Annotated in this window: 16 protein-coding genes and 7 tRNA genes; 10 read left to right on the forward strand and 13 right to left on the reverse strand. The window is 74.2% G+C overall.

All coding sequences use genetic code 11. The features are described 5' to 3' along the window. The first annotated feature begins 41 nt into the window (after positions 1-41). On the forward strand, positions 42-767 hold the full coding sequence (locus ACFYYR_RS08045) for a 3'-5' exonuclease (RefSeq protein WP_388848310.1): 726 nt from the start codon (positions 42-44) through the stop codon (positions 765-767). A gap of 224 nt (positions 768-991) precedes the next feature. On the opposite strand, the gene ACFYYR_RS08050 is transcribed toward ACFYYR_RS08045, so the two are convergent. After that, a tRNA-Val gene (locus tag ACFYYR_RS08050) sits at positions 992-1063 on the reverse strand. A gap of 250 nt (positions 1064-1313) precedes the next feature. On the opposite strand from ACFYYR_RS08050, the gene ACFYYR_RS08055 reads away from it, so the two are divergent. Next, a complete protein-coding gene (locus ACFYYR_RS08055) occupies positions 1314-3803 on the forward strand; it encodes an SCO7613 C-terminal domain-containing membrane protein (RefSeq protein ID WP_388848313.1) in 2490 nt (829 codons plus the stop codon). Between the two features lie 112 nt (positions 3804-3915). On the opposite strand, the gene ACFYYR_RS08060 is transcribed toward ACFYYR_RS08055, so the two are convergent. Together ACFYYR_RS08060 and ACFYYR_RS08065 are read right to left on the reverse strand one after the other, a co-directional pair. Beyond that, a tRNA-Val gene (locus tag ACFYYR_RS08060) sits at positions 3916-3990 on the reverse strand. 65 nt (positions 3991-4055) lie between these two features. Next, positions 4056-4538 carry a TIGR02611 family protein gene (locus ACFYYR_RS08065; protein WP_388848316.1) on the reverse strand — a complete coding sequence of 161 codons (483 nt, stop codon included), beginning with the start codon at positions 4536-4538 and terminating at the stop codon, positions 4056-4058. Between the two features lie 190 nt (positions 4539-4728). Between ACFYYR_RS08065 and ACFYYR_RS08070 the strand changes: the two genes are divergently transcribed. Beyond that, positions 4729-5142, forward strand: a complete 414-nt coding sequence (locus ACFYYR_RS08070) for an SsgA family sporulation/cell division regulator (protein ID WP_003959770.1) — start codon at positions 4729-4731, stop codon at positions 5140-5142. A gap of 232 nt (positions 5143-5374) precedes the next feature. Beyond that, entirely contained in the window at positions 5375-5932 is a 558-nt protein-coding gene (locus ACFYYR_RS08075; RefSeq protein ID WP_388848319.1) for a CGNR zinc finger domain-containing protein, read from the forward strand. A gap of 6 nt (positions 5933-5938) precedes the next feature. On the opposite strand, the gene ACFYYR_RS08080 is transcribed toward ACFYYR_RS08075, so the two are convergent. Then, the gene (locus ACFYYR_RS08080; protein ID WP_388848322.1) at positions 5939-6109 is read right to left on the reverse strand and encodes a hypothetical protein; all 171 of its coding nucleotides are present in this window, start codon (positions 6107-6109) and stop codon (positions 5939-5941) included. A gap of 69 nt (positions 6110-6178) precedes the next feature. After that, positions 6179-6643: a hypothetical protein gene (locus ACFYYR_RS08085; RefSeq protein WP_388848325.1), complete on the reverse strand. Its 465-nt coding sequence runs from the start codon at positions 6641-6643 to the stop codon at positions 6179-6181. A 331-nt stretch (positions 6644-6974) separates the two neighbouring features. Here ACFYYR_RS08085 and ACFYYR_RS08090 point away from each other — a divergent pair, with 331 nt between their 5' ends. Continuing rightward, a complete protein-coding gene (locus tag ACFYYR_RS08090) occupies positions 6975-7487 on the forward strand; it encodes a DsbA family protein (protein WP_388848328.1) in 513 nt (170 codons plus the stop codon). Between the two features lie 66 nt (positions 7488-7553). On the opposite strand, the gene ACFYYR_RS08095 is transcribed toward ACFYYR_RS08090, so the two are convergent. From ACFYYR_RS08095 to ACFYYR_RS08105, 3 genes are all read right to left on the reverse strand, one after another. Continuing rightward, the gene (locus ACFYYR_RS08095; protein WP_388848331.1) at positions 7554-8393 is read right to left on the reverse strand and encodes a GNAT family N-acetyltransferase; all 840 of its coding nucleotides are present in this window, start codon (positions 8391-8393) and stop codon (positions 7554-7556) included. Between the two features lie 90 nt (positions 8394-8483). After that, entirely contained in the window at positions 8484-9308 is an 825-nt protein-coding gene (locus ACFYYR_RS08100) for an aminotransferase class IV (protein WP_388848334.1), read from the reverse strand. Further along, on the reverse strand, positions 9305-10363 hold the full coding sequence (locus tag ACFYYR_RS08105; protein ID WP_388848337.1) for a chorismate-binding protein: 1059 nt from the start codon (positions 10361-10363) through the stop codon (positions 9305-9307). The genes ACFYYR_RS08100 and ACFYYR_RS08105 overlap by 4 nt, the downstream gene beginning before the upstream one ends. 196 nt (positions 10364-10559) lie before the next feature. On the opposite strand from ACFYYR_RS08105, the gene ACFYYR_RS08110 reads away from it, so the two are divergent. The 5 genes from ACFYYR_RS08110 (at position 10560) to ACFYYR_RS08130 (ending at position 11025) form a co-directional block, all read left to right on the forward strand. Further along, a tRNA-Gly gene (locus ACFYYR_RS08110) sits at positions 10560-10632 on the forward strand. A 27-nt stretch (positions 10633-10659) separates the two neighbouring features. Continuing rightward, a tRNA-Cys gene (locus ACFYYR_RS08115) sits at positions 10660-10730 on the forward strand. A gap of 1 nt (position 10731) precedes the next feature. Next, positions 10732-10803, forward strand: a tRNA-Val gene (locus tag ACFYYR_RS08120). Between the two features lie 58 nt (positions 10804-10861). Continuing rightward, a tRNA-Val gene (locus ACFYYR_RS08125) sits at positions 10862-10933 on the forward strand. A 20-nt stretch (positions 10934-10953) separates the two neighbouring features. Continuing rightward, positions 10954-11025: transfer RNA gene (locus tag ACFYYR_RS08130), tRNA-Val, on the forward strand. Between the two features lie 141 nt (positions 11026-11166). On the opposite strand, the gene ACFYYR_RS08135 is transcribed toward ACFYYR_RS08130, so the two are convergent. From ACFYYR_RS08135 to ACFYYR_RS08155, 5 genes are all read right to left on the reverse strand, one after another. Beyond that, positions 11167-11460, reverse strand: coding sequence for a zf-TFIIB domain-containing protein (locus ACFYYR_RS08135; protein WP_351509277.1), 294 nt, complete (start codon positions 11458-11460; stop codon positions 11167-11169). A gap of 67 nt (positions 11461-11527) precedes the next feature. Continuing rightward, entirely contained in the window at positions 11528-12601 is a 1074-nt protein-coding gene (locus tag ACFYYR_RS08140) for a phosphotransferase family protein (protein ID WP_388848340.1), read from the reverse strand. A 219-nt stretch (positions 12602-12820) separates the two neighbouring features. Beyond that, complete coding sequence (locus tag ACFYYR_RS08145) at positions 12821-13126, reverse strand: Scr1 family TA system antitoxin-like transcriptional regulator (protein WP_388848343.1); 306 nt, start codon at positions 13124-13126, stop codon at positions 12821-12823. Further along, complete coding sequence (locus ACFYYR_RS08150) at positions 13041-13385, reverse strand: Scr1 family TA system antitoxin-like transcriptional regulator (protein ID WP_388848346.1); 345 nt, start codon at positions 13383-13385, stop codon at positions 13041-13043. The genes ACFYYR_RS08145 and ACFYYR_RS08150 overlap by 86 nt, the downstream gene beginning before the upstream one ends. A 314-nt stretch (positions 13386-13699) precedes the next feature. Then, complete coding sequence (locus ACFYYR_RS08155) at positions 13700-13906, reverse strand: hypothetical protein (protein ID WP_388848349.1); 207 nt, start codon at positions 13904-13906, stop codon at positions 13700-13702. Between the last annotated feature and the right edge of the window lie 400 nt (positions 13907-14306).

Below are 14306 nucleotides of genomic sequence, written 5' to 3' on the forward strand. Positions count from 1 at the left end.
TGCCGGTGCTCATCGGCCGGGTTCGCGAGAGGAGTTGTGACATGCCGTGCTGGTTCGACGGACCACTCGCCGCGTTCGACACCGAGACCACCGGGGTCGACGTCGAGCAGGACCGGATCGTCTCCGCGGCGCTGGTGCTGCAGAGCGCGCCCGGCTCCATGCCGCTGGTGACCCGTTGGCTCGTCAATCCGGGCGTGCCGGTGCCCGAGGGGGCCACCGCGGTGCACGGGCTGACCGACGACCATCTCCAGCGGCACGGCCGGTGGCCGGCGCCGGTGATGGAGGAGGTGGCGCGCGCCCTGGCGACCCAGTGCGCGGCCGGGACACCGCTGGTGGTGATGAACGCCCCCTTCGATCTGACCCTGCTGGACCGGGAGTTGAAGCGGCACCGCGCCTCGTCGCTGGCCGGCTACCTGGGGGGTGCCTCGCTGTGCGTCCTGGACCCGCGGGTGCTCGACAAGCACCTGGACCGCTACCGCAAGGGCCGCCGGACGCTCACCGACCTGTGCGAGCAGTACGGCGTGACCCTGACCGGTGCCCATGACGCGGCGGCCGACGCCGTGGCTGCGCTGGAGGTCGTACGGACGGTGGGGCGCCGCTTCGCCGCACGGCTGGAACGGCTGAGCGCGGCCGAGATGCACGCCCGGCAGGCCGTGTGGCACGCGGCGCAGGCACGGGGTCTGCAGGAGTGGTTCGCGCACAACGGCACACCCGAGGCGGTGGACCCGGCGTGGCCGCTGCGCCCCGCGATGCCCGCCGCCGCCTGAGCCGCCGCGCCCGCCGGGGGCCCGCACTCGACCGTTCGGCCACCCGTCCGGCGTGCGGAGCATGAGCAGCCCATGGTTCGACGGGCCTTCGGCACATCTCCCGTCGAACCGAATCAACCAGACATTTCCGGGCCCCGGGGCCCCGGCCCGGGAACCACGGCAGACGCACGAGCGCGTCAACGGCGAAGGCCGGGCCGCCTGTTGGCGTCCCGGCCTGCTGAGGGTGGGCGATACTGGGTTCGAACCAGTGACCTCTTCGGTGTGAACGAAGCGCTCTCCCACTGAGCTAATCGCCCCTCGTGCCGTGAGCTGCGCTCCGGCACGGCCTGAACAATACAGTGCTCGGGAGAGTTCGTTCAAACGGCATCCGCGGGCAGCGGTGCAGGCCGGGGCGGTCCTCTGCCTCCCGGCGCTCCGGCACGCGCGGGAGTACGAATCGGACGCCCCTCCTCCACTGAATCGGCCGCCGGTGCGGCGCGGTACTCAGCCGGGGTGAGTACGGATACCCATGTCCCGGCCGCGGCCGCGGCACCACACTCGCCTGTCATGGACAACCCGTCACCCGCTGCCGCCCCGGACCCGCAGGGGAGCCCGCCCGCGCCCGTCGGCCCGGCGGAGTCCGAGCGAGCGGGCCTGGAGAACGAACTGCGCCAACTCGACCTCGCCCTGGCCCGGGTGGAGGGGGAACGCTCCCGGCTGCTCGCGCTCCGCGGCCAACTGCTGGAGCGGCTGCACCGGATGGGCCCGGTTCCGGCCTGGGGCGTTCCGGCCGCCGCCCCGGCCCGTACGCGCGGCGAGACGCAGCCGCCCACGGTGCAGAACCTGCTGCTGGGGCTGGGAGGTGTGCTGCTCGCCATCGCGGTGACCGCCTTCACGGTCGTCAGCTGGGGACACTTGGGCATCGGCGGCCGGTCGGCGGTCCTGGCCGCCCTGACACTGGCGGCGCTGGCCGCACCGGCGCTGCTGCTGCGCCGGTCCCTCACCTCGACCGCGGAGTCGGTCGCCTGCCTGGCACTGGTACTGCTGGCCCTGGACGCGTACGCGCTCCACCGGGTGGCGCTGCCGGGAACCGACGGGACCGGCTACACGGCCGTGGTGAGCGGGGTGCTGGCGGCGGGCTGGGCGGCCTACGGCCGGTGGCTCGGCAATCCCGCGCCCGGCCCCGCCACCGGGCTCCGGCTGCCGTCACCGGTCGCGGTCGCGCTGGCCCAGCTGCCGCTGCCGCTGTGGGCGGTGGCGGAGGCCGGTCCGTTCGGCCTCGGTGCCGCCCTGCTGGGCACGGCGGCCCTCGACCTGGTGCTCGCGCGGCGCTTCCACGCCCCCGGGGTGCGGCCGGTGGCGGCCGTGTCCGGCGCGGTGACGGGCGGCGTGGGCGCGCTCCTGGCCGGCGCCCTGTCGGTCACCGCCCCCACGGCCGGTACGGCGGTGCGGGCCGCCGGGCTGCTGCTGGTGGGTGCGGCCCTGGGCCTGGGCGCGGCCTGGCGGCGCCCGTCCTCCGGTGCCGGGTCCCGTGCAGCGGTGTGCCCGGCGGCGGCGGGCGGCCTGTGCACGGTGGTGGCCACCGGCGGGGTGCTGCGGTTCGTGCTGCCGGGGCAGTGGGCGGTCCTGGGCCCTGTGCTCACCGCGGCCCTGCTGCTGCCGGCGGCCCGCGCACTGCTGCGGCAGCGAGCGGTGGCGGTGGGGCTCGCCGGTACCGCCGCCGCGGTGCACGCGGCGGCGGTGCTCTGGACGCTGCCCGTGGTGGCCGCTGTCGCCCTCGGGCCGCTGGGCGGGCTCGACCGGGTGTGGGCGGGCGCGCCGGAGGGGGCCCGGGCGGCGCTCGGCAGCGGATCCCCGTGGGCGGCCACGCTCGCCGTCCCGGCCGTGCTCGCGGCGGTCGCGGCCGTGGCCCTCGGAGTGCGCCGCGCGGTGCCGGCGGAGCCCCGGCGGGCGGCGTTGTCCGGCGCGGCGGTGGCGCTGCTCGGTGCGGCGGGGACGGTCCTGCCGGTCGCCCTCGACCTGCCCTATCCGGTCGCGGTGGCGCTGCTCGTGGCCCAGGCCGCGGTGCTGCTGATCGCCTCGGCGACGCTCGGCTGCGCCACCTCCGCGCCGGCCGCACTGGTCTGCGCGGTCGTCACCGCCCTGATCGCCGTGGGCTGGGGCCTGGCTGACGAGTCGGTGACGCTCGGCCTGCTCGGCGCGCTGCTGGTGGCCCTCACGGCCGCCGCGGCACCGCCGGGGCGGCCGCGGCAGCCGGTGACGGCGACCGCCGCGGTGGTGTGCGCGGCGGGGCTCGCCGTCGCCCTGGGCGCCGCGACGGGGCTGCCGGCCCCTCGGACGGCGTTCGCCGTGCTGGGGGTGGCGGGCGTGGCCGCGTCCGTCGCGGCGCGGCTGCGCGCCCTCCCGGCGGGGCTGCCCGTGGAGTGCGCGGCCTACGGCACCGCGCTCCTGGCCGTCGGTCTCGCGGTGGGTGACGCGCCGGCCCTCGCCTCGGTCCTCGCGCTGGCCGGCCTGCTGGCCGCCGGGACCGCGCTGCGGCCGGACCGCCGCGCCGCCGCCCACGCGGCCGCCGCGCTGCTGGTGTGCGCGACGTGGGTGCGGCTGGCGGCGTACGGCGTCGCGACCCCGGAGGCGTACACGCTCCCGGTCACCGTCCCCGCGCTCGCCCTGGGGCTCCTGCGGCGCCGCCGGGACCCGTCGGTGCCCTCCTGGGCGGCGTACGGCCCCGGGCTGGCGGCGACGCTGCTGCCGAGCCTCGCCGCCGCCTGGAGCGACCCGCACTGGCTGCGTCCGCTGCTGCTGGGGCCGGCCGCGCTGGGCGTCACCCTCGCCGGCGCACGGTGGCGGCTCCGGGCTCCGCTGCTGCTCGGCGGGACGGTGCTGGGCCTGGTCGCGCTGCACGAGCTCGCCCCGTACATCGTCCAGGTGGTCGACGCGCTCCCCCGCTGGCTGCCGCCCGCGGTCGCGGGCCTGCTGCTGCTCGCCGTCGGCGCGACGTACGAGCAGCGGCTGCGGGACGCCCGGCGGGTGCGGGACACCCTGGGGCGGATGCGCTGACCGGGCCGGCCGGGCTGCGCCGTCCGGGTGGAGCCGACGGCCCGCCCGGGGGCGCCCCGGCAGCGAAAAGACCGAGGGTCCGGAGGCTTGAAGCCTCCGGACCCTCGGCCGGTGGTGGGCGATACTGGGTTCGAACCAGTGACCTCTTCGGTGTGAACGAAGCGCTCTCCCGCTGAGCTAATCGCCCGGGCGCAGAGGAAACATTACCGCATGTCAACGGATGCTCCTGACCACCCCGAGGTCAGCCGGCACTCACTGGCCGACCTTCCACGGCATCTCGAAACCGAATTTCGAGACGTAGATCGCCACGCCGGCCGCAATGATCGCCAGACCGATGGCAGTGAGTGCCATATTGCGCCGCCGCACCCGCGGATCGAGCGCCTTGTGCGCCGCCTCGGTCACTTTCCGTTTCGTCCAGCGCAGCACGAGCTGGGCCCAGACGAACTCCGTCGCCCAGATCGCCATGCCGCCGAAGATCACCAGCCAGCCCGGGCCGGGCAGCGGCAGCATGATCACGCCGCCCGCGACCACCGCGAGGCCGACCAGGAAAACACCCACCTGCCAGCTCAGATGCAGCGGCTTGGAGGCCTTGATGAACTGCGGCGCCCGCGAGCCGAGCGCCGGCTCCTCGTGCGCGCCGTCCACCTTCTCGACGTCCCCCTGCGTACCGTCCCCCGCAGCGCCGGCGTCCGCCGGGCCGGCGACCTTCCGTCGCTCGTCACTCTCCGCATTCATGCGGCCCAACTTACCCGACCGGAAAGCGTCACCGGAATGGGCGCTGAGGATGACACGCGACTCCGCCGTACGGGGTACCTGAACGGTCTCAAAACGGTCAGAGGGGTTTACAACGACACCGTAGGTGGCATGTCGATTTCGCCGACGTGCGAATCCCCGAGCGCACACTGAGCGAAAGGCCTTGGCGCTTATGAACACCACGGTCAGCTGCGAGCTGCACCTGCGCCTCGTTGTGTCGAGCGAATCCTCCCTGCCCGTTCCGGCGGGCCTGCGGTATGACACGGCCGATCCCTACGCCGTGCACGCCACCTTCCACACCGGAGCCGAGGAGACCGTCGAGTGGGTGTTCGCCCGCGACCTCCTTGCCGAGGGCCTGCACCGGCCCACCGGTACCGGCGACGTCCGGGTGTGGCCGTCCCGCAGTCACGGCCAGGGCGTGGTGTGCATCGCCCTGAGCTCCCCGGAGGGCGAAGCCTTGCTCGAGGCCCCGGCGCGGGCCCTGGAATCGTTCCTCAAGCGGACGGACGCAGCGGTGCCACCGGGCACCGAACACCGTCACTTCGATCTCGACACCGAGCTCTCCCACATCCTGGCCGAAAGCTGAGCCGGCCTCCGTCCGAAAGGTGACGCAGGGAACCACCACCCGACACGCTCACCGCTCGTAGCCGTCCGACTCGGGGCGACGGCACGGGCCCGGAACACCGCAGGGCGCAGACACCGGCGCCTTCGCCGCGCGGCACACCGCGGCGAAGGCGCCGGTGCGCTGCGGGCGATAGGGTCGGCCGATGTCCGGGGCCGCCGACCCAGCCGCCCGACCACCGGCCAGGGAGCGAACCGTGCTGATCAACCACGACACCCGGTGCGCCCTGGACGCCGTCGTCGACCTGGTGAACACCGCGCCGGAGGACGGCGGGCCCGACACCCTCGCCGACACCGCCGCGCTGCGCCGGTTCGTCGACGAGCACGACATCAGCGACGCGGGCGCCCTCGGGGAAGAGGATCTGGCGGCCGTGCGCGAGGTCCGCGCGCGCCTCGCCGAGGTCTTCGCGGCCACCGACACCCACGGCACGGTGAAGCTGCTGAACGCGATGGTCGCCGCTGCGGGCACCACGCCCCGGCTCACCGACCACGACGGCTACGACTGGCATGTGCACTACTTCGCTCCCGGGGCCTCCCTGGCCGAGCACCTCGCGGCGGACGGCGGCATGGCGCTGGCCTTCCTGGTGGTCGACGGCGAGCGGGAACGGCTGCGGCGCTGCGAGGCGCCGGACTGCCGGCGCGCGTTCGTGGACCTGTCGCGGAACCGGTCCCGCCGCTACTGCGACAGCCGCACCTGCGGCAACCGGCTGCATGTCGCCGCCTACCGGGCGCGGCGCCGGGAGGCCGGGGAATGACCCGGGTCAGTTGAGGTCGTAGAGCGCCCCGAACAGCAGCAGCGTGCCGATCACTGCCAGGAACAGCATCAGGGGCGGCTGGGAGAGGGCGAAGAGGCAGCCGCGTGTCTCGGCGGCGGGGCTCCCGGCGGGCGGGGCCAGCGGGTCGGTGCCCGCGGAGGCGAGGTCGTCGTTCATCTCGCGCAGATGATGGCGCAGCCGCCCGACCCCGTGAGCGCCAACACGCTCGTACGGGTGGGGAGTTCGTCAAATGCCGTGCTTTTTGAGGATGGCTTCGATATCGGCGAAGTCGTCCTCGCCCTTCTTCGGCGCGGCCTTGCCGCCGGAGCGTGCCGCGGGGCGCCCGGAGCCCGGTGACGGGGCGGGTTCGACCGCTCCGGCGGACCGGGGGCGCGCGACGGCGTCGGGCTCCGCGGAACCCTTGCGGCGCCGGCCGACGACGCGGACGGTCACGAAGAGCACGGCCGACAGGGCCAGGACCGCGAAGCCCGCCCACACCTGGGGCTTGAAGACCAGGCCCGCGGCCCAGTCGCCGATGGCGGTGCCGATGTCGGCCAGCAGATCCGCCAGCCCGGCCATGGCCAGGCCCACCGGGATCAGCGCGAAGGCGGCGATCCGCGTCGCGCGGAGGAACCGGCGGCGGTACGCGGTGAGGATCGCGACGGCGAGACCCGCCGCGGACAGCGCCACACACACGGTCGTGGTCAGCATCGCGCGCTCCCGCCGGACGTGACGATCATGTCCACTCCTCCCCGTGGCACGGCACCCCGCCTCCCTCCATCGTGCACCGCCTGCCGAGGCCCGTGCCATGCCCCGGGGCCGGTCTCCGGGAGATCTCAGGGGTGCCGTCCGGCTTCCGGGGGACGCCTGCCCCTCAGGCCGCGGGCCGGGGGCGCCCGGTTCCCGGTCCTGGTGCGGGTGCCGCGCCGGTTCCGGGCCCGTCCCCGCCCTCGCCCGACCCGCGGCGCCCCGAGGGCGCGGCGGCGGGCAGGGCCCGGTGACCCGGGTCCGGGGGGTCCGTCGCGGCTGGGAGACTGGCGTCATGAGCCTCACCACCCCCGCCCGCGCGACCCTCGACATCTGGTGCGAGCTGCAGTGCCCCGACTGCCGCACCGCCCTGGAGGACCTGAGGGCCCTCCGCGCCCGCTACGGCGACGCCCTGGAGGTGCGGCTGCGGCACTTCCCGCTGGAGCGGCACAAGCACGCCTACGCCGCCGCGCAGGCGGCCGAGGAGGCCGCCGACCAGGGCAGCGGCTGGGCGTACATCGAGGCCGTGCTGGAGCGCACGGAGGAGCTGGCGCGGCGGGGCGAGCCGCTGCTCGTCGAGATCGCCGGCGAACTCGGCCTGGACGCCGAGGAGATGGACACCGCCCTGATCGACGGCCGCCACATGCTGATCGTGGACGCCGACCAGGCGGAGGGCAAGGCGATCGGCGTCACCGGCACTCCGACATATGTGATCGACGGTGAGCGGCTGGACGGCGGGAAGAGCCAGGACGGCCTGCGGGAGCGGATCGCGGAGATCGCCGACCGGCTGCTGGCCCGGCAGGGCTGACCGGGCCGGCAGGACTGACCGGGCAGGCCGGGCCACCGGGCCGCCGCGCTGCGCCGACGGCCGGGTTCAGAGCAGCGTCTTGGTCAGGTGATGGCCGGTCGGCGCGTAGCCGAGGGACTCGTAGAGCCGGAGCGCGGGGGTGTTGTCCACGAAGACGTTGAGCCCCAGCCGGGCGGCCCCCGCGGCCCGGCACTCCCGCTCGGCCAGCAGCATCAGGGAACGCCCGTGCCCCTGCCCGCGGTGCTCGGCGGCGACCTCGACGTCGAAGACGAAGGCATCCGTGCCGTCGGGCAGGCGCTCGCCGAGCGAGATCCAGAGGGTGCCCACATCGGTGCCGCGGTGGGACAGGACGCGGACGACCGCGCCGGCGGTGTCCAGGCCGTCCGGGAGCAGGGCGGTCTCGTCCGCCTCGGACTTGGCCCACGCCTGCTCCGCGGGAACGCCCCGCGCGATCCACTCCTCCGCGTAGCCGCGCTTCCCGGCCTCCCGCCAGGCCGGGTACTCCGCGGCGGACATCGGCCGGGCCGCGCTCCCGTCGGGGAGCGACGGCGGCTGCTCGGGCAGCTGCTTCACCATGCCGCGGTTGCGCTCGGTGTAGCCCAGGGCGGCGGCCAGCGCGACGGCGGCTCCGGCGTCGGCGGGAACGCTCACCTCGGCCCGGCGGCAGCCCCAGCCGCGCAGCACCTCCTCGGCGGCGAGCGCGGCGACGGTGGCCCGGCCGCGCCGCCAGTCCGGCTCGTCGACCCGCAGCTCCCGGATCCGTCCGACGGACGGACCGAAGCGCTCGTCGGTGGAGAGGCGGACCGTGCCGACGGGACGCCCGTTGACGCACACCTCGTAGCCGCGGGCCCGCAGGCCGTCCGGACCGTGCTGTTCCGGCCCCGTGGGCCGCAGAGTGGTGGTCATGCGTGGGTTGTACCGGCTCGGCGCCGCGCCGTCATCCGATTTCCCCGAAGCGGCAGGCGGGCGCGGACCGGGACCGGCGCGGGCGGCGCGTCAGCGCGGGTCGAAGTCCGCGGCCGACCGCTCGTCGAAGATCCGCATGGCCTTGGCCGTCACCGGCCCCGGCGCGCCGGGCAGTTCGCGGTCGTCCACCCGGTGCACGGCCTGGACATCGCGGAGCGAGGACGTCAGGAAGACCTCGTCGGCCCGTTCCAGCACGTCCTGCGGCAGGTCCTTCTCGGTGGCGCCCGCCCAGTCCACGACGAGTGCCCGGGTGATGCCCGCGAGCGGGCCGGCGGACAGCGGCGGGGTGTACAGCTCGCCGTCGAGCACGACGAAGACATTGGCGCCGGTGCCCTCGCAGAGCCGGCCCGCCGTGTTGGGCAGCAGCGCCTCGGAGGCGCCGTGCTCCCGGGCGCGGGCCAGGGCCACCACGTTCTCTCCGTACGAGGTGGTCTTCAGGCCGGTCAGCGCGCCGCGCTCGTTGCGGGTCCAGGGCACCGTCACGACCGCGGTGGTGTCGGGCCGGCGGGTCGTCTCCCCCAGCGCGACGACCAGCGTCGGTCCGCCGGTTCCCCGGTCCGAGCCGAGCGGCGACAGCCCGCCGGTGTAGGTGATCCGCAGCCGGCCGAGCGCCATCGGGTTGGCCGCCAGCACCGCCTCGCAGCCCCGGCGCACCTCGTCCCGGTCGGGCTCGGGGAGCCCGAGGCCGTGCGCGGAGCGGGCCAGCCGGTCGAGGTGGCGGGTGAGCGCGAAGGGGCGGCCCTCGACCGCCTTGATCGTCTCGAAGACGCCGTCCCCGACGGTCAGGCCGTGGTCGAAAACGGAGACCCGCGCCGAACCGGCGTCCTGCAGCATTCCGTCGAGCCAGATCTTCACCGTACGATTCCTCCCGTTTCACGGTAAGCCCCCGACGCTACCGCGAGCAGCCGGGCGGCCTTCAGTTCGGTCTCCTCCCACTCTCTCTCCGGGTCGGAGCCCCAGGTGATCCCGGCTCCGGCACCGAACCGCAGCAGTGGGCCGCCGGGGGCCTCGCGGTCCACCCAGAACGTCCGGATGCCCACGGCCAGCTCGGCGGTGCCGCGGTCGGCGTCCACCCAGCCGATGCCGCCGCAGTACGGGCCGCGCGGCACGTTCTCCAGCGCGTCGATGATCCGCAGCGCGCTGCTCTTGGGGGCTCCGGTGACCGAGCCGGGCGGAAAGGCGGCCGCCAGCAGCTCCGGCCAGCCCGCGCCCTCGGCCAGCTCGCCCCGGACGGTGGAGACCAGGTGCACCAGGCCGGGGTGTTCCTCGACGGCGCAGAGTGCCGGGACGGTCACCGTGCCGGTGGCGCAGACGCGGCCGAGGTCGTTGCGGACCAGGTCCACGATCATCACGTTCTCGGCGCGGTCCTTCTCCAGCAGTTCCTCGGCGCTCCGCGCGGTGCCCTTGATGGGCCCGGACTCCACGGTCCGGCCGGAGCGGCGCAGGAACAGCTCGGGCGAGGCGGTGGCGACCTCCACGCCGTGCGCGGGCAGCCGGACCGTGCCCGCGTAGGGCGCCGGGTTGCCCCGGGCCAGCAGCGCGGTCAGCGCGTCGACATCGGCCCCCGCCGGATCGGGCAGCGGCGCGGACAGCACCCGGCAGAGGTTCGCCTGGTAGACCTCGCCGGCCGCTATGCACTCCCGTATCCGGTGGACCCCGGCCCGGTACGCGGCGCGGTCCAGGGAGGACGTCCAGTCGCCGGGCGCCGGACCGCGCCAGGCCCCGGGCACCGCGTCGGGTACCGGTTCACGGCGTACGTCCGCGAACCGGGCGCAGACCAGCCGGCCCTCGAAGTCCGCGGTCACCGCCCAGAAACCGGCCGAGTCCAGGGCTGCGGGGTCGCTGGTGACGTCGCGCAGATCAGTGGCGACGAGAGGGCCGAAGCGAGCCAGAGGTGCGAGGTCGTACACGGCTGCGAGTCTATGGCGGGCGCCCCCGGCGTGCCCCGGGCGCGGTCCGTTGCGCGGTCCGGGTGGAGAGCAGCGCAGCACGCTGGGGAAACGGAATTTGAGCTGGCCCAGGAATCCGCTAGAGTTCAACACGTCGCCGGGACGCGGAAGCGCACCGGGGACAGCACCTCCCGGACTCGTTCCGGGGGAGGCATCTGCGGACGTGGCTCAGTTGGTAGAGCATCACCTTGCCAAGGTGAGGGTCGCGAGTTCGAATCTCGTCGTCCGCTCGATGGGGGTTCTTGGACCCCCACGCTGGTGGAGTGGCCGAGAGGCGAGGCAACGGCCTGCAAAGCCGTCTACACGGGTTCAAATCCCGTCTCCACCTCGGACGATTAGCTCAGCGGGAGAGCGCTTCCCTGACACGGAAGAGGTCACTGGTTCAATCCCAGTATCGTCCACTGGGCCCGTAAGGGCCGCCTGCACCACCCGCGGTATCGTTCGATGCCGCACCCACCCGCGCGATTAGCTCAGCGGGAGAGCGCTTCCCTGACACGGAAGAGGTCACTGGTTCAATCCCAGTATCGCGCACGCAGTACCTGCAGTACCGAGGACGATTAGCTCAGCGGGAGAGCGCTTCCCTGACACGGAAGAGGTCACTGGTTCAATCCCAGTATCGTCCACGCATCACGCACAGAGGCCGAGGGCCGGAGCTTCGAGCTCCGGCCCTCGGCTGTTTTGTCATCCCCGCCGCGCTGCATCCGGGATGCATCGGGCTGTCCCGGGCGCATCCCGGATGCATCGGGCCCGCCGGGACGCAGTGCTCAGGAGGAGAAAAGCATCCGGCCGAAGCTCTTGTGGCCGTGATGACCATGGTGCCCGTGGTGGCCGTGATGCCCGTGGTGCGGAGCGCCCCATGCCGGAGCGGCCGGGGCCGGGTACGCCTGCGGCGGCGCCGGCGGGGGCGGGGCCTGCTGCGCCCACTGCGACTCCAGCCGGGTCAGCGACTCCAGCTCGCCGTAGTCGAGGAATATCCCCCGGCAGCCGCTGCACTGCTCGATCTGGACACCGTTGCGGTTGTACGTGTGCATCGGCGCACGGCACTTGGGACACTGCATCGTCGATCAGCTCCTCGCCACTCCATCGGACGTCGCCGGACGTCTGCCCGGCGACGGCGACTTCACCCTACGGCGCACGGTCGCACTCTCCACCGGGGAGTGCGAGGATCCGGGCGCAGGCGTCGACCAGGGCCTGCTCCACCTCGTCCGGGGCACGGTGCTCCGCGGCTGCCCTGACCAGCGCCAGCGCGGCGGACTGGACGGTCAGCGCGCGGGCGGGCAGGTCGAGTTCCGGCCAGGGATCGCCCTCGGGGCGCACCGCGGGCCCACCACCGGCGCGGTAGGCGGTGAGGAACCGCTGCCAGACGTCGGGGGCGAGCAGTCCGGTGGCGTACCAGGCCGCGGGGCGGGCGAGGTCCCAGGCGGGGTCGCCGAACCCGAGGTCGTCGACGTCGATCAGCAGCCACGGGCCGTCCGGCGCGGGGTGCCTGACGAGCTGCCCGAGGTGCAGATCACCGTGGCAGAGGAGCCCGGTCCGGTGTGGGGCAGCCCGGGGTGGGGCGGCTTCGGCTCGGAGCGGGGCTTCCTGAGGGCGGGGCTGTGGGGCACCGGCTGGGATCCGGGCGTCCTCGGGCCGGGGCTGTGGGGCCTCGGCCCGAAGCGGGGCTGTCCGGGGCCGGGGCGGTTCGGCCTCGCCGCGGGCCCACGGGGGCAGTCCGGACCAGGCCCGCAGCACGGTGGCGGCGGCCGTTCCGGGGGCGTCGGCCGCGCGCAGCCTGCGCAGGGCCCTGGCCACCTTCGCCGGGCCGCGCATCGGCGGTACCGGGCCGGGCAGTTCGGCCACCGGTACGGAGTGCAGCCGCGCGAGGAGGGCCGCGGCGTCCTCCCAGGGCGCTGCGTCCGGGTCGTCCGGCGCCACGGGCGCACCGAGCGGCCACAGGCTGGCCGGGCGGCCGTCCGCGTCCAGCAGCCGGCCGTCGCCGAGGGGCGCCAGGAGGATCCCGGCGAGCAGCGGGTGGCGGGCGACAGCGATCCTGGCGGCGAGGTCATCCCGGTCGCTGTCGGGAGCGTGGGCCTTGGACACCACGGGTCCGACACGGACGACGGTGCCGTCGGGCCGGTCCGCGAGCACGACCGCCCGCCCGTCGGGCGAGACCCTCCGCCCGAGCGCGGCCAGGCGGTCGGTCAGCAGCGTGCCCATGGTGTCCCCACTCCTTGTGGCCGGCGGACCCGTATGCACGGTGCAGATCCCCCAGTGGTCCCGGGGCGCATCGTACGGGCCGGACGCGCGCGCTGGACGGGCTACCGGCGGTCCTGGTCGGTCTCAGCTGCCGGTGGGCGTTCGCCACACGCAGGGGACGCAAAGCGCCCTGCCACCGAATCCCTGCCGACAGTGGGACGCCTCGTCATTCCGCCTTCATCAGGCGTCGAATTCGCCGTCGGCAACCCCCGAGACGATCGCCTGCCGCTCGTGGAAAACGTCAGCGCGGGCCCACTGCTCCGCCATGGCCGACCGCCCTCCCACCGATCGCAGAAGCACTGCCTCATTGAGCACCAAGCGCAACAACGGTGGCGATGTTCGGCGAGTGAGCAGCGTCTGCCGCTCGATCCGCAGGCGGACCATTCGCTCGATCTCTTCGTCAGTGTCCTGCTCGTCCGCATGAGCGCGGATGATCCCGGGCGTACCCGTCGGTTTGGAGCAGGCCAGGCACAAGTTCACTCTCATATGAGGCGAGGCTCGCCGCCGCTTCTTCCAAGCCGATGTACAGGTCGAATCGCTCCGGGATCACATCACCACAGGCGTGCCACCAGCCCTTCGATTTCGTCTCCTTGGCGAGCCCCATCAGCGCCTCGGTGAGGTCCGTCGATGCCCCGTACGCCGCGCACATGGCCTTCACGTCCAGACTTCGCAAGGACGTTTGGCCGGTCTCGATGCGCCACATCTTCGCCTCGGACCACTCGAGTTGACGGGCAGCGGCCCGCACCGTGAGACGGATCTTGGTGCGTAGATCGCGTCAACGCCGGCCCACCCCGGCTCAGCCCACGCCGAGCCGATCGCGCGGACGGCCGATGAACCCGGGGCCCCCACGTTCTCGTCCCGCGGCGGCAGGCCGGACTCCGGCGTCTTGCCCCGCCCCGCACCTGTGACCCGTTTGCGCTGGTCACAGGCCGGACAGCGCGATGCCCGGACGGCTCCCCAGCCGTCCGGGCATTCGTGCCGTCCGTCGCACCCCCGTCCCCACGGGGTTGTGGACCGGATGCCTTACCGGGCCGCTCTCCCGGGAAGACGGAGCGCCGTTCAGCGCCCCAGGGCTCCGGCCACGGACGACGCCTGAGTGACGACGGCCTCCCAGCCGCCGAAGGTCACTGCCAGGAGCATCGCGAGGGGCAGCACCATGGCCGCGGCGACCAGGGGGTGTCGCGTGCCGGACCTGCGGACGCCGATGGTGGCGACTGCCTTGAGCCCCCGCGACCGGCCGATGGTCCGTCCTGCCATGTCCGCCATTGCCCCCGCCTCCTGTGGTCTGTAGGGCGGCGGACGTCTGACCTCGGGGGACGAGTGCTTCGTCCGCCGCTTGTGATCAACGTTAGGGCCGCATCGGCTCGAGGTCGTCATGCCCTCGTACTGATTGCCGGACATCCCGGAGTATGACAGTCAACCCGCCGGGATACTCCGCAGGGTGGAGATCCGCCCTCGCATGCAGGGGTTGTCCCGGCCGGATCCGGCGTGCGTGCGGGTACCGCACCGGGCGTTCGGCGTGCTATCCGCCGGGCGCTCCCCGGCCGGGCACCGGCCCCTCTCCCGACCGTACCGGGACGGCCGCCCGGGCGGGCGAGAGGCGATGCGGGCCCGATGGCGGGCAGCCGTCCGCCTCTGTCGGGATCAGGCGGCCGTTCGGGTAGAG

Origin of the sequence: Streptomyces sp. NPDC001922 (assembly GCF_042891165.1) — a bacterium.
GTDB lineage: Bacteria > Actinomycetota > Actinomycetes > Streptomycetales > Streptomycetaceae > Streptomyces.